Annotated in this window: 12 protein-coding genes; 1 reads left to right on the plus strand and 11 read right to left on the minus strand. The window is 70.1% G+C overall.

Annotation, left to right across the window (positions count from 1 at the left end; translation table 11 throughout):
* Positions 1-112 precede the first annotated feature (112 nt).
* The 5 genes from rhaS to IC605_RS15835 all read right to left on the minus strand — a co-directional run bounded on the left by rhaS (position 113) and on the right by IC605_RS15835 (position 5,085).
* A complete protein-coding gene (gene rhaS / locus IC605_RS15815) occupies positions 113-1,111 on the minus strand; it encodes a rhamnose ABC transporter substrate-binding protein (protein ID WP_216326290.1) in 999 nt (332 codons plus the stop codon).
* Between the two features lie 84 nt (positions 1,112-1,195).
* A complete protein-coding gene (locus IC605_RS15820) occupies positions 1,196-2,164 on the minus strand; it encodes an ABC transporter permease (RefSeq protein ID WP_216326293.1) in 969 nt (322 codons plus the stop codon).
* Positions 2,161-3,231 carry an ABC transporter permease gene (locus tag IC605_RS15825; protein ID WP_246580930.1) on the minus strand — a complete coding sequence of 357 codons (1,071 nt, stop codon included), beginning with the start codon at positions 3,229-3,231 and terminating at the stop codon, positions 2,161-2,163. Before IC605_RS15825 ends, IC605_RS15820 begins: the two co-directional genes overlap by 4 nt.
* On the minus strand, positions 3,228-4,754 hold the full coding sequence (locus IC605_RS15830) for a sugar ABC transporter ATP-binding protein (protein WP_246580931.1): 1,527 nt from the start codon (positions 4,752-4,754) through the stop codon (positions 3,228-3,230). Before IC605_RS15830 ends, IC605_RS15825 begins: the two co-directional genes overlap by 4 nt.
* Entirely contained in the window at positions 4,747-5,085 is a 339-nt protein-coding gene (locus tag IC605_RS15835; RefSeq protein ID WP_216326296.1) for an L-rhamnose mutarotase, read from the minus strand. Before IC605_RS15835 ends, IC605_RS15830 begins: the two co-directional genes overlap by 8 nt.
* 165 nt (positions 5,086-5,250) lie before the next feature.
* Here IC605_RS15835 and IC605_RS15840 point away from each other — a divergent pair, with 165 nt between their 5' ends.
* Positions 5,251-6,042 (plus strand): DeoR/GlpR family DNA-binding transcription regulator, encoded by a 792-nt coding sequence (locus IC605_RS15840; RefSeq protein WP_216326298.1) that lies wholly within the window; start codon positions 5,251-5,253, stop codon positions 6,040-6,042.
* A gap of 146 nt (positions 6,043-6,188) precedes the next feature.
* Here the strand turns inward: IC605_RS15840 and IC605_RS15845 are convergent, their stop codons facing one another.
* From IC605_RS15845 to IC605_RS15870, 6 genes are all read right to left on the minus strand, one after another.
* A complete protein-coding gene (locus IC605_RS15845; RefSeq protein ID WP_216326300.1) occupies positions 6,189-9,041 on the minus strand; it encodes a glycoside hydrolase family 78 protein in 2,853 nt (950 codons plus the stop codon).
* Between the two features lie 108 nt (positions 9,042-9,149).
* Positions 9,150-10,031, minus strand: coding sequence for a carbohydrate ABC transporter permease (locus tag IC605_RS15850; RefSeq protein WP_216326301.1), 882 nt, complete (start codon positions 10,029-10,031; stop codon positions 9,150-9,152).
* A 3-nt stretch (positions 10,032-10,034) separates the two neighbouring features.
* Positions 10,035-10,895 carry a carbohydrate ABC transporter permease gene (locus tag IC605_RS15855; RefSeq protein WP_216326303.1) on the minus strand — a complete coding sequence of 287 codons (861 nt, stop codon included), beginning with the start codon at positions 10,893-10,895 and terminating at the stop codon, positions 10,035-10,037.
* Between the two features lie 66 nt (positions 10,896-10,961).
* Complete coding sequence (locus tag IC605_RS15860; RefSeq protein WP_216326305.1) at positions 10,962-11,795, minus strand: extracellular solute-binding protein; 834 nt, start codon at positions 11,793-11,795, stop codon at positions 10,962-10,964.
* Positions 11,792-12,229: an extracellular solute-binding protein gene (locus IC605_RS25175; protein ID WP_216326307.1), complete on the minus strand. Its 438-nt coding sequence runs from the start codon at positions 12,227-12,229 to the stop codon at positions 11,792-11,794. Before IC605_RS25175 ends, IC605_RS15860 begins: the two co-directional genes overlap by 4 nt.
* Positions 12,230-12,328: 99 nt before the next feature.
* Complete coding sequence (locus tag IC605_RS15870; RefSeq protein WP_216326309.1) at positions 12,329-13,342, minus strand: LacI family DNA-binding transcriptional regulator; 1,014 nt, start codon at positions 13,340-13,342, stop codon at positions 12,329-12,331.
* Between the last annotated feature and the right edge of the window lie 234 nt (positions 13,343-13,576).

Here is a 13,576-nt window from a genome sequence, read left to right on the forward strand (position 1 = left end):
GGTGCGAGCGAGCTGGACCGCATCTCGCTTGAACTCGGCGCTGTGGATTCGGCGATTGATCATGATGGTGCCTCCTATCTTCGAGGCTTATCTCCATCTACGCCAGATCGGGTCACCCGCAGTTGCTCTTGTCGAAGGTGAAGGGCGGGCCCAGGATCACCTCGCCCTGCTTGCCCACCGTGCGCCGCCCGAGCTTGCCCGCCGCGAAGGACTCGCCCTCCTTGCCCGTGATCTGGTTCGAGGCGAGCGCCGCCGCCGCGTACACCGCGAGGTAGCCCACGTCGGCGGGGTTCCACAGTTGGAAGGCCTGCACGGTGCCGTCCTTGACGAAGGCCCGCATCTGGTTCGGCGTGCCCAGCCCCGTCAGGACGACCTTGCCCTTGCTCGGGCTGGTGGACAGGTACCGCGCCCCCGCCGAGATGCCCACCGTGGTCGGCGAGATCACGCCCCGCAGGTTGGGGTACGCCTGAATCAACCCCTGCATCTCGGTGAAGGACTTCTGGTCGTCGTCGTTGCCGTAGGCGATCTTGACGAGTTTCATGTCCTTGTACTGGGGCTTCTTGAGTTCCTCCTGCATGTAGCGAATCCAGGTGTTCTGGTTCGTCGCGTTCGGCGTGGCCGAGAGGATGGCGATGTCGCCCTTGTAATTGATCAGCTTGCCGAGCAGTTGCACCTGCGCCCGCCCGATTCCCTCGGAGTTCGCCTGGTTGATGAAGAGGGTGCGGCCCGCGGGCGCGGTGTCCGAATCCATCGTGACGATCTTCATGCCCTGCTGCTTGGCGCGGTTGAGGTAGGGCAAGAGGGCATTGGCGTCGTTCGCCGCGAGCACGAGCACGTCCTGGCGCTGGGCGATGGCCGTGTTGATGTAACTCACCTGGCTGCTCGCCCCCGCGTCCGAGGGCCCGACCACCTTGGCGTCCGCCGCGATCTCCTTCGCCGCCGCGAGGCCGCCGCCCGTCTGGATCACGTTGTAGGGGTTGTTGACGTTCTTGGGCAGCAGCGTGATCTTCAGGCCCTTTTTCAGGGCCGGGGTCTGCGTCTGAGCCAGGGCCAGGGCCCCGAGCCCCAGCGTGACCGAGAGGGCGGAGAACATGAGCGCGCGGTGCTTCATAGAGAACCTCCAAGGGCGAGTGAGGTGAGATGAAGAGGGCTGTTTCTGGCTGACGGCTGATTGCTGAAGGCTGACCGCTCCGAGCTACCCCACGGCTTCCCTCCCCCGCCGCCGTGCCCGAACGCGGGCGAGGAGGTTGGGCACGAGGACCGAGCCGATCAGCAGCAGGCCCGTCACGATGGTCAGAATCTCGCCCGGCACGTCCACGATGGTCAGCGCCCCGTTGATGATCCCGATCAGGAAGACGGCGGCGACCGCGCCCACCACGCTCCCGCGCCCGCCGAAGATGCTCACCCCGCCGAGGAGCACCGCCGCGATCACCCCGAGTTCGAGCCCCACCCCGTTGTCCGCCCGCGCGCTGGAGAAGCGGAAGGTGTACACCACCCCCGCCAGCGCCGCCATCAGCCCCGAGCCCACGAAGAGGATGAGCTTGACCCGCTCGACCCGCAGCCCCGCGAACCGGGCCGCGACCTCGTTCGCCCCGATGGCATAGAGGCTGCGCCCGAAGGCCGTGGCGTGCAGCACCAGGGCCGTGATCACCGCCAGCACGGCGAAGAGCGCGATGGGAATCGGGATCATCGTGCCCGGCACCGTCCCGAAACCCAGGTTGGTGTATGCGGGCGGAAAGTCGGCCACCGCGCGGTCCCCCAGCAGCGCGTACGCCAGCCCCCGGTACAGCGCCAGCGTGCCGATGGTCACCGCCAGCGACGGCAGCCCCAGCCGGGTGACGAGCAGCCCGTTGAAGAGTCCGGCGAGCCCGCCCGCCCCGAGGGTGAGCAGGATCGCCAGCGGCATGGGCACCCGGGCCGCCCACAGCACGCCGAGCAGGGCGCTGCACATCCCCAGGATGCTCGCCACCGACAGGTCGATCTCCGCCACGATGATCAGCAGCGTCATCGTGAGGACCATCAGGGCGATCTCGCTGAAGTTGGCCGTCAGGAAGGACAGGTTGGAGGCCGTCAGGAAGTCCGGCGACAGCAGCGCCCCCACGAGCAGCGCGACCACGACGAGCCCGAGGATGGTGGCCTCCCACCCGAGCCGCAGACGCCTCACGCCGGGCCTCCCGTCTGGGTCGTTCCAGCCTGGGGCGTGTGGTGCTGCCCCTCGATCTGGAGCCGCTGGGCGGTGCGCCGCGACACGATGATGTCCACCGAGATGGCGAGCAGGAGCAGCGCCCCCTGGATCGCCTGCTGGTAGAAGGCGGGCGCCCGCAGCGTCACGAGCGCGCTCCCGATCACGCCGAGCAGGAGCGCCCCGATCCCCGCCCCCGCCACCGTCCCCACCCCGCCGCCTATGCTCACCCCGCCCACGACCGCCGCCGCGATGACCTGAAGTTCCAGGCCCGTCCCGGCGGTCGCGTCCACCGTCCCGTAGCGCGCGAGGTACAGCACCCCCGCCAGCCCCGCGATGGCCCCGCTGATCACGAACCCGGTGAGGGTCCGCCGGGTCACGTCGATCCCCGCGAGGACCGCCGCGTCCGTGTTCGAGCCGACCGCGTAATATTCCCGCCCGCCCCGGTACGACCCCAGGTAGACGCCGAACGCGACCATGATGGCGAGCACGAGGAGGACGAGGTTGGGGATGCCGAGCACGCTCCCCGTCCCGAACCCCAGGAAGGCGGCGGGGAGGTTGGAGGCATTGACCTGCCCCCCGCTCACGACCGCGTACGTCACCCCCCGGAACACGTACAGGGTGCCCAGCGTGGCGACGAGCGCCGGGACCCGCCCGTACGCGACGAGCAGGCCGTTGACCACCCCGAGCCCGGCCCCGAGGAGCAGGCCGAACAGCAGCGCGACGGGCACCGGCAGCCCCGGCACGGCGATGAAGAGCGAGCCCGTCAGGAAGGCGGTCAGGCCCACGACGCTGCTCACGCTGAGGTCCACGTGGCGCATCAGGAGCACGACCGTCTGCCCCACCACCAGCAGGCCGATCACCGAGACGTTCAGCAGCAGGTCGCGGACGCTGCCCACCCCCAGGAAGCGGGGATTGACCGCCGCCGTCCCCAGCGTGATCAGCAGCAGCAGCAGGGCGAGGGTGAACTCGCGGGCCCGCAGCACTCGGGTCAGGATGCCCGGGCGGGGCGGCCCCGCCAGCACGTCGGGTCCGGTCTGGCTCGTCATGCGGCACCCTCCACGGCGGCGCGTTGTCCGGTCGCCAGGGACATCACGCTCTCCTCGCTGCCCTGCTCGCGGGCGAGTTCGCCGACCAATCGGCCCTCGCGCATCACGAGGATGCGGTCGGCCATGCCGAGCACCTCCGGCAGGTCGCTGGAGATCATCAGCACGGCCAGCCCGCCGCCCGCCAGCTCGGCCAGGGTGCGGTGGACCTCCGCCTTGGCCCCCACGTCGATGCCGCGCGTGGGCTCGTCCACGATCAGGACGCTGGGGCCCGTCGCCAGCCACTTCGCCAGCACCACCTTCTGCTGGTTGCCGCCCGACAGGGTGCTCACCGCGTCGTGGAGGCCGTGCGCCTTGAGCCGGAGCCTGGAGGTCCAGCTCCGGGCATTCTCCTCCTCGGCGCCCCGGTCCATGAAGGGGCCGCGCCGCAGCCGGTTCAGGACGGCGAGGTTCGCGTTGCGCTCGATGGAGAGGTCCATCACCAGCCCCTGCTGGCGGCGGTCCTCCGGCACGAGGCCGACCCCCGCGCGCATGGCCGCCCGGGGACTCAGCGGCGGGACGACGTGCCCGTTCACCCGCACCTCGCCCCCCCCGCGCGGGTCGATGCCGAAGATGGCCCGCGCGACCTCGCTGCGGCCCGCTCCGACGAGCCCCGCGAGCCCGACGATCTCGCCGCGCCGCACCGTGAGGCTCACGTCCCGGAAGACGCCCGGCTGCGTCAGTCCCCGCACGTCGAGCACGACCTCCCCGGCGTGCGCCTCGCCGCGCGGGTAGAGCTCGCCCAGCTCCCGGCCCACCATCTGCCGCACCACCCGGTCGGGCGTGTAGTCCGAGGTGGGTCCGGCGCTGACCCAGGTGCCGTCCCGCAGGACCGTCACCCGCTGGCACTGGGCGAAGACCTCCTCCAGCCGGTGCGTGATGAAGAGAACGGCCGCCCCGCGCGCCCGCAGCGACCGCACCACCCGGAAGAGCCGGGCCGTCTCCTGGAGGGTCAGCGCCGCCGTGGGCTCGTCCATGATCAGGACGCGGGCGCTCAGCGACAGCGCCTTGGCGATCTCCACGATCTGCTGGTCGGCGATGCTCAGGCCGCGCACGACGCGGGTGGGGTCGAGCGCCACCCCCAGGTCCCCCAGGATGGTGGTGACGCGGGTGTTCATCGCCGCCGCGTCGATGCGCCCGCCCCGCCCGAGCGGCTGGCGGCCCATCAGCACGTTCTCCGCCACCGTCAGGTCGGGAAAGAGGGTCGGCTCCTGGTAGATGACCGCCACCCCCGCGTCCCGCGCCTCGGCGGGGTGCCGGAAGTGGCGCTCCCGCCCGCCCACGGTGAGGACCCCGCCGTCCGGGCTGTGGACACCCGCCAGGATCTTGACGAGGGTGCTCTTGCCCGCCCCGTTCTCCCCGAGGAGGGCGTGCGCCTCGCCGGGGTAGAGTTCGAGGCTCACGTCCACGAGCGCCCGGACGGGCCCGAACGCTTTGCTCGCGTGGCGGAGGGTCAGCATCGGCGCGGGGTCGGCGGGGCTAGTCAAGGTGAAACACCTCCTCCAGCCGCAAGAAGCCCTGGTCGGGCGTGCCCTGAAGCTCCGCGAAGAAGGGGGCCATCTCCGATTGCCAGCGGGCGTTGACCTCGCGGGCGGCCATCCCGGCCCGCGCCCGGTCCAGGCTGGGGGTCTCGAAGTAGCCGATCAGGAGGCCGTCCCCGCGCAGGAAGAGCGAGTAGTTGTGCCACCCCGTCTCGCGCAGGGCGCACAGCATCTCCGGCCACACGGCGGCGTGCCGGGCCCGGTACTCGCCCAACCGCTCGGGCCGGACCTGGAGCTGGAAGCAGACGCGCTGACGGGGGGCGGAGGTCTCGGGCATGGGTCTCCAGACAGGGGGGCGGCGCGGTGGGCGCGGGGCAGGCCGGGTCACCCCCGGGGGGTCACGGCGGCGGCTGGGTGGGGAACTCTGTGACCTATCTAATACCGCGCGACAGGAATTTGCAAGCCCTTGTCAATCTGTGTTGGATTGATGTTAGATTCTCGTATGACCAACACCGCCGCGCCCACCGGCAGCGAGCGCCAGCAGCTCATCTTGCGCCGGGCCCTGGCCGAGCGGGTGGTCCGCATCCGCGACGTGGCCGCCGAGCTGGGGGTCCACGAGATGACGGTCCGGCGCGACCTCGACGCCCTCGCCGAGCAGGGCCTGCTGGAGCGCATCCACGGCGGGGCCCGCGTGCTGGAAAAGACGAGCGAGGAACTTTCCCACCACCTGCGCGCCGCCAAGAACACCGGGGCCAAGGAGCAGATCGCCCGCGCCGCCCTGGGGTTCATTCAGGACGGCGAGGTGATCGGCCTCGACGCGAGCACGACGGCCCTCTCTCTGGCGCGCATCCTGCACGCCCGGCAGGTCACCGCCATCGTCACCAGCCTTGACGCGGCGAACACCCTGGCGGCGAACGGGGTGCCCTTCGCGCTCGTGGGCGGCAACTTCCACGCGCCCGCGCGCTCGTTCGTCGGCGCCTTTTTCATGGACATGATGAGCCGCCTGCACCCCGACCGGGTGTTCTTCTCGGCCAAGGCGTACTCCCCCGCCCTCGGCTTCACCGACCCGCACCTGCCGGAGGTGGGCGCCAAGCAGGCGCTGATCCGCTCCGGGGGCACCGTCACCGCCCTGATCGACCACTCCAAGTTCGGGGGCCGGGCGCTCGCCACCATCGCCACCCTCGACCATGTGGATACCGTGATCACCGACCAGCCCCCGCCCGCCGAAACCCTCCAGGCCCTGCGCGAGGCGGACGTGGGGCTCATCGTCGCGGCCGGGAACGGGGGCACCTGAGCCCCGAACCTTTCGGAAACGCCCGAAGGGGACGGGCGGCCCGGCGCCTCCTGGGCCTCCTCCCTCAGCCGCAGGCCCCCCGGGGCATGGTCCCGGGCGTCGAGCGTCTGCGCGCCGAGACTGGATCGGCGAGTGTCCCCGGGGGCTCAGGCCTGGAGGGCCCGCAGCGCCCCCTCCAGCTTGCGCAGCAGCTCCTCGCGGTGCGGGATACCCCACACGGCGGTGCGGAGGCTCGCCCCGGCGGTGCCCCCCTGCAAGGAGCGCCGGAACCCGTCGAGGTGGTCCGCCGAATGCTCCCGGACGAGGCCTGTGACGACCGCATACGCCTCCGGATGGCCGCTGAGGGTGTCGAAATCGCTGTCGAGCGTCACGGGGGGGCGGGCGGCGTTCGGGTTGGCGTACGGGGACGCCCAGCGGTGCTCGCCCGACCCGACCTCGTGCGTCCCGCCGCCCGGCAGGATCACCTCGGCGCGGGTGTTCGGCGGGACCACGATCCTCACCTCGATCTGCCCGTCCCGGATGACCCACGCCACGCTCGCTTCCCCGTAGGGGGTGACGTGCCGCGCCGAGGCGAAGGTGAGGCCCCCTCCCGGAATGGGCTGAATCGTCATCCGCCGGTAACCCGGTTCAGCAGGAGCGAGGCCCGCGACGGTGCGGTGCAGCCAGTCCGCCACCGCGCCGAGGGCGTAGTGGTTGAAGGAGGTCATCTCGCCGGGGTTGATCGAGCCATCGGGCAGCATCGAGTCCCAGCGTTCCCAGATCGTCGTCGCGCCCATCGTGACGGGGTAGAGCCAGGAAGGACACTCGCGCTGCATCAGCAGGCGGTAGGCCGCGTCCGTCTCGCCCACGTGGGTGAGCGCGTCGCAGATCAGCGGCGTGCCCGCGAAGCCGGTGGCGATGTGGTAGCCGTTCTCGCGCACCAGGGCGCGCAGCCTGCGCGCGGCGTGACCCCGCTGGCCCTCGTCCCGCAGCAATGCGAACTCCAGCGCGAGGGCGTAGGAGGTGCCCGAATCGCTCAGCACGCGCCCGCTGGGCGTCACGTACTCCCGCGCGAACGCCGCCCGCACCTCGTCCGCCAGGGCCAGGTACCTCTGTGCCGCCTCGTGGCGGCCAAGAACGCGGGCGGTGAGCCCCAGAACCTCCGCCGACCGGGCGAAGTACGCCGTGGCGACCACGCCGGGCAGGGTGCGCCCCGCCGCCGGGTTGGTGGGCGGCGCGGTGGGGTCGAGCCAGTCGCCGAACTGAAAGTCCTGATCCCACAGCAGGGACTCGCCCGCCCGGCCCCGGATGTACTCCACCCACGCCCGCATACTGTCCCACTGCCGCTCCAGCACGTCCCGGTCCCCGTATCGCCCATACAGCACCCAGGGCACGAGGGTCGCGGCGTCACCCCACACGGCGGCGGCGACGGTCGCGGGGGGCACCACCGGGATCACCGCCGGGACCGCCCCGTTCGGTTCCTGATCCGCCGCGAGGTCCCCCAGCCAGGAGGAGAGGAAGCCGTTGACGTCGTAGAGGAAGGAGGCGGTGGGCGCGAACACCTGAATATCCCCCGTCCACCCCAGCCGCTCGTCGCGCTGCGGGCAGTCGCTCGGGATGTCGAGGAAGTTCCCCCGCATTCCCCACACCACGTTCTGATGCAGCTTGTTGACGAGGGGATCGGAGCACTCGAACCAGCCGGTGCGCTCCAGGTCGGAATGGACGACGACCGCCTCCAGATCATCCAGGCCGGGTTTACCCGGCCAGCCCCCGACCTCGGCGTAGCGGAAGCCGTGGAAGGTGAATCTCGGCTCCCAGGTCTCCGGCGCTCCGCCTTTCAGGGTGTAGCGGTCGGTGGCCTGCGCGGTCCGGAGGGGACGGGTGCCGAGTTCGCCGTGCTCCAGGACCTCGGCGTGACGGAGGGTGACGGTCTGGCCCGCCTCGCCCCGCACGGTGAGGCGGACCCAGCCGACGAGGTTCTGCCCGAAGTCCACCAGGGTCTTGCCGCTCGGAGAGGTCGTGATACCGACGGGCCTCAGCGTCTCGATCCTCCGCACGGGCGGCCCGTCGGGGGCGACGAGGGTGGCGAGGTCGCGTTCGATCCTCCGAACGGGCGTCCACCCGGAGTCGTCGAAGCCCGCGGTGGCCCAGCCGGTCACCTCCAGCCGCGCGTCGTACGTCTCCCCGTCGTACAGGTCGGCGGCGAGGATGGGGCCGGTCGAGGCCCGCCACGTCTCGTCCGTCACGACCCGCTCGACCGTGCCGTCGGTGTACGTGATCTCCAGTTGCGCGAGCAGGGCGAGGTGCTCGCCGTAGAGGTTGCGCCTTCCTCCGCCAAAGCCCAGCTGCCCCCGGTACCACCCGTCCCCGAGCAGGGCGCCGAGGGCATTGCGCCCCCCATGCAGCAGGCCCGTCACGTCGAAGGTCTGGTAGCGGAGGCGGTGGTCGTAACTCGTCCAGCCGGGCGCGAGCACGTAATCGCCGACCCGCTCGCCGTTGAGCTGCGCCTCGTACACGCCGAGGGCGGTGACGTACAGGCGGGCGGAGGCGACACCGGGGCGAACGTCGAACTCGCGGCGCAGGAGGGGGCTGGGCTGGGCCTGGCCGGTGTCCTCCTCCCAGTCGGGCGAGACGAACGCCGCGCTCCAGTCGTCCGGCGTCAGCAGCCCGACCTCGATGCCGAGGGGGTCACTCCAGCCGGAGGGGCCGCCCTCCTCGCCCCAGACCTGCACGCGCACCTGGACGCGCTCACGGGAGGTCAGGGGACGGAACGGCCAGGGCACGAACACGGACTCGCCCGACTCGACGCGCCCGGTCTCTCCCAGCAGGCGGCCGTCCGCGCCGAAGGCCTCGATGGCGTAGGCCCGCTGCCGCCAGTTCGGGAGGCCCGTCTCGGTGCGCCAGCTCAGGCGCGGGGCCGCCTCGCCGATGCCGAAGGCCTCGCGGTGGTGCTCGGCGCGCAGGTCGCGAATATGGAGGACAGGGAGGGTGGGGGTCTCGGGATGGAGGTAAACGGTCATGGGGTGGACTCCACAGGTGGGTGGGAAGACGAAACGTGCGGGCAACGGTAAGGGGGCGTTGCCCGCACGCGCTTGGGGGTGAGGTCGTAGGGAGGGGCGGCGGTCGCGTCAGCCCTTGACGGCCCCGGCGGCCATGCCCTTCATCACCATCTGGTTGAGCAGCAGGTACACGAGCACGGTGGGCGCGACGGCGAGCGCGATGGACGCGAAGGTCGGCCCCCACTCGCGCTGCCCGTACTGCCCGGTGAAGGCGAGCAGGCCCGACTGGACGGTGCGCATCTCGGGATTCTGCATGAAGGTCAGCGAGAAGAGCAGGTCGTTCCACATGAAGAAGAACTGCACGAGCGCGACCGTCACGATGGCATTCATCGTCATGGGGAGGGCGACTTTCGTGAAGACCTGATAGATGCTCGCCCCGTCCACGATGGCCGCCTCGATGACCTCCCGCGCGAAGGTCTTGAAATACCCGGCGAGGAAGAACACCACCAGCGGCAACCCGAAGGCCGTGTACGCGAGAATCAGCGCGAGACGCGTATCGAGCAGGTGCAGCCGGAAGAACATCGTGAAGAGGGGCAGCAGCGCGATCTGGACAGGCACCATGATCCCCGCCAGGAACAGGATCGACACCGCGCCGCTGAGCCGCCAGCGCATGATCTCCAGCCCGAAGGCCGCCATCGTCCCCAGCACGATCACCAGCGCGAGGGCCGGGATCACCGAGAGGACGCTGTTCACGAAGTAACGGCTCATGTTCCCTTCCGTCCAGGCGCGGGCATAGTTCTCCCAGTGCAGCGCCTGCGGGAGCGCCCACATCGGCGCGCTGGAGAACTCGTCCGCACCCTTGAGCGAGGACAGGAAAATCCACACCACCGGGTACACCGCCACGAACACGACGAGCAGCACGAGGAGGATCATGGGCAGCCGCGAGAGCCAGGCCAGGCGGCCGCCGGGGTGCGTCTTGCCGGGAAGGGGGAGGGAGGCGGAACGTTGCATGGGTTACTCCCTGGACGCGCCGCGCCGCGCCCGCCAGAAGATCAGCAGCGTGACGAGCAAACACTGGAGGGCCAGCGTGAGCGCGAGCGTGCTGCCGTAGCCGTACTCGCCGTAGCTGAACGAGGTCTTGTACATGTACAGCGTCAGCGGCGTGGTGGCCGTGCCGGGGCCGCCGCCCGTCAGCGCCATGATCGAGTCGAATACCTTGAGGGTCCCGTTGAGGCTGAAGATCAGGGACGCCACCGTGATGGGCGCGAGCAGCGGCAGGACCACGAAGCGGGCGAGCGTCCAGCCCTGCGCGCCGTCGAGCCGCGCGGCCTCGATGGTCTCCTCGGGGATATCGACCAGGCCGGTGTAGAGCAGGATCGCGTAGAAGCCCATCGCCTTCCAGATGTCCATCACCCCGATCACCCAGAAGGCGGTCGAGCCCTGCCCCAGCCACGCCTGCACCGCGCCGTCCAGCCCGTACTGCGGCGCGATGGCGAAGAGCTTGGCGAACATCTGCGCGACCGCCACCGTGGGCAGCACGACGGGCAGGAACACCAGCGTCCGCACGAGCACCGACGACTTCCTGAGATAAAAGGCGTACAGCAGCGCGAGCGCGAGGCCGAGGATCACCTGCCCGGCCGAGACGAAGAGGGCGTACTTCGTGCCGAACCACAGGGCCTTCCAGAAGGTGGGGTCCTGTGCGAGCCGCACGTAGTTGTCCAGGCCCACGAACTTGAACCCGGCGATAGGCGAGCCCTCGTAGACCGTGTAGCCCAGCGACCAGAGGATCGGCACGAGCACCACCAGCGCGTAGAGCAGTAGAGCCGGGCCGACGAAGACGAGCACCGCCCGCCAGTCACGCAGCGTTCTTTCCATACCTTCTCCTGGGCACGTCCTGGGAGGTGGGGGCTGGCTCTGTCGCCGGGGCCAGCCCCCCTCAACTCAGCGCAGCGCGGCCTGCAACTGCTGGAGGTAGTCCTGTGGGCTGAGGTCCCCCGTCACCAGGGGCTGCACGTTGTCCGTCGCCACCGAGGTCGCCTTGGGGCTGAAGTTGGCCTCGAACCACAGGTAGGGGGTTTTCACCCCGCCGATCTTCTGCTGCACCAGCCGCGTCAGCGCGGGGGTGTTCGCGGGCGTCCTCGTCACCTTGAAGCCGGTGATCAGGCCCTGGTCGGCGAAGGCCCGGTTGCCGAAGTTGGAGAAGACGTACTTCATCCACTCCCCCAGCGCGGCGTCGTTCTGCCCCTGATTCACCGCCACCACCAGGCCGGTGTTCACCGACCAGTCGTTCGCGGTGCCCCTGCCGCCCCGCACGGTGGGGAAATTGAACAGGCCGATGTTCTGCGCCCCGATCTTGTTCTGCTTGGCGTCGTTAAAGTTCCCGAGCGCCCAGCCTCCCATGTAGAACATCGCGGCCTTGCCCCCGAGGAAGGTGTCCAGCGCCGTCTGGTAGTCGATGGTGCTCACGCCCCGGCCGAAGTACCCCTTCTTCCCGAGGTCTTGCACGGCGGTCACGGCCTCCACGAAGCCGGGGTCGGTGACCTTGAGGGTCCCGGCCTTCACCCGGTCCATCGCGTCCGCGCCGTACTTGCGGGCGACGTAGCCGCCGATCAATCGGGTCAGCGGCCACTTCTGCTCCCCGGAGGCGGCAAAAGGTTGGACGCCCTTTTTCTGGAAGGTGTCGGCGGCCCGCACCAGCTCGTCCCAGGTCCGGGGTTCCTTGACGCCGCTTTGCGCGAAGATCTGTTTGTTGTACCAGAAGCCCTCGATGTTCATCTCCAGCGGCAGCGCGACGAGCTTGCCCCGTTGAGTTTCTTTTGCAGCGTGACGGCGGCGGGGTTGAGCTGGTTGTAGATGCCCAGCCGCTTGAAGGTGGCCTCCAGGTCGGCGACCTGCCCCCGCCCCTGCAACTGGGCGAGCAGGGTGGGCTGGTCGATGGCGAAGAGCGCCGGGAGGTTGCCACTCGCGGCCAGCAGTTGCAGTTTCTGCGACAGCTCCGTCTGCGGCGCGTTCTGGTACTGCACCCTCACGCCGGGGCGCGTCTTGGAGTACGCCTGCGAGAGGTCGAGCAGCGTCTTCGTGTACCCCTGGTCCTCCAGTTGCGGGGTGAGGTAGACGATGGTCTTGTTCCCCTGCGCCTGGGCGCCCGACAGCGCGGCGCCGAGCACCAGCAGGGCGGAGAGCGGGGCCAAACGGGCGGTCTTGTTCATGGGGACTCCTGGCGGGTCGTGACGGGGCGGGCGAACGGACGGCGGGTGGATGTCAACGTTGTGATCGAGGGTGTGGATGGGGCGCGGCCTGGCAGGGGCCTAGCTCGAACCTCGGAGGACGAGGTGGGTGGGCAGGGTGACCCGCTCGGCGTCCTCTGGAAGGGTTCCGGCGAGCCGAGCGAGGATCATCTCGGTCGAGCGCTGGCCGAGTTCGGTGAGGGGGTGGTGGACGGTGGTGAGGGGCGGGTCCACGTACTGGGTGATTTCCAGGTCGTCGAAACCCACGACGGCGAGGTCCTCCGGCACCCGCAGGCCGCGGGCGCGGGCCTCCCGGAGAACGCCAATCGCCATCCGGTCGGAGGCGGCAACGACGGCATCGGGGGAAGCTGCCATGAGGGCGTTGAACACCCGCCGCGCCCCCTCGAAGGAGTAGTCCGCCGCGACGACGAGGGCGGGGTCCCGGGCCAGTCCGCACGCGGCGAGGCCGTCGAAGTAGCCCCCGTACCGCTCGGTGTTGTGGTAGGCCTCCAGGTCGCGCGGGCCGCCCACGAAGCCGATCCGGCGCCGTCCGCGGGAGTGCAGGTGCTCGACGGCCTGCCGGACCCCCGAGCGGTAGTCCACGCAGATCACGGGGACCCCGGCGGGCAGGTCGGGCTGGTCGATCACCACGAGCGGGGAGGCGACGAAGGGAGAAAGCGCGGCGGCGTTGCTGGCGAAGGGGATGAAGATGCCCCCGTCGAACTGGCCCTGCGCGAGGCCGCGCCGGTAGGCCGAGAGGTCCGCGTTCGTGAAGTTCGTCAGGCTGAGGCTGTACCCGTTGGCCTCGGCGGTGGCCGCCATCGCCGCGACGATCACGGCGACCGCCGGGTCGGCGAGGTTGCCGTAAGGGGGCTTGTCCTCGTTGCCGTAGGCGACCAGCGCGATGGAAAAGGCCTGCCCCAGCCGCATGGCGCGGGCCGCCCGATGCGGCTGGTAGTCCAGCGCCTTCACCGCCCGCAGCACCGCCGCCCGGGTCTTGTCGCTCACCTTGTCGCCGCCGTTCAGAACGTACGAAACCGTCTTGAAGCTCACACCCGCCTCAGAAGCCACGTCCTTGATCGTCGCGCGACTCAATTCCTCACCTCCCTGCCCGCCAAGAAGCGAGCACGTCGTTGTTAGAATGTAAACGTTGTGACTCGGACTATAGGGGGCGGGGCGTGGGCTGTCAACCCGGGGCCGAAGGGTCGCTTCGCGTCGTTCTCAAGCGTCCAGAACCGAAGTTCATCCCAGTCATCCTCTCTGAAGACGACTTGGAACGGCTAGACAGGTCCGGTGGGTGACGACGCAACAAGGTCTTGCAAAGTCATG

It is taken from the genome of Deinococcus aestuarii (assembly GCF_018863415.1).
Lineage (GTDB): Bacteria > Deinococcota > Deinococci > Deinococcales > Deinococcaceae > Deinococcus > Deinococcus aestuarii.

Excerpts from the sequence above, each read along its gene's own strand:
- IC605_RS25175 (WP_216326307.1), bottom strand. The coding sequence starts at position 12,229 with ATGAACAAGACCGCCCGTTTGGCCCCGCTCTCCGCCCTGCTGGTGCTC.
- IC605_RS15835 (WP_216326296.1), bottom strand. The coding sequence starts at position 5,085 with ATGCCCGAGACCTCCGCCCCCCGTCAGCGCGTCTGCTTCCAGCTCCAG.
- IC605_RS15845 (WP_216326300.1), bottom strand. The coding sequence starts at position 9,041 with ATGACCGTTTACCTCCATCCCGAGACCCCCACCCTCCCTGTCCTCCAT.
- IC605_RS15825 (WP_246580930.1), bottom strand. The coding sequence starts at position 3,231 with ATGACGAGCCAGACCGGACCCGACGTGCTGGCGGGGCCGCCCCGCCCG.
- rhaS (WP_216326290.1), bottom strand. The coding sequence starts at position 1,111 with ATGAAGCACCGCGCGCTCATGTTCTCCGCCCTCTCGGTCACGCTGGGG.
- IC605_RS15860 (WP_216326305.1), bottom strand. The coding sequence starts at position 11,795 with ATGAACATCGAGGGCTTCTGGTACAACAAACAGATCTTCGCGCAAAGC.
- IC605_RS15840 (WP_216326298.1), top strand. The coding sequence starts at position 5,251 with ATGACCAACACCGCCGCGCCCACCGGCAGCGAGCGCCAGCAGCTCATC.
- IC605_RS15850 (WP_216326301.1), bottom strand. The coding sequence starts at position 10,031 with ATGCAACGTTCCGCCTCCCTCCCCCTTCCCGGCAAGACGCACCCCGGC.
- IC605_RS15855 (WP_216326303.1), bottom strand. The coding sequence starts at position 10,895 with ATGGAAAGAACGCTGCGTGACTGGCGGGCGGTGCTCGTCTTCGTCGGC.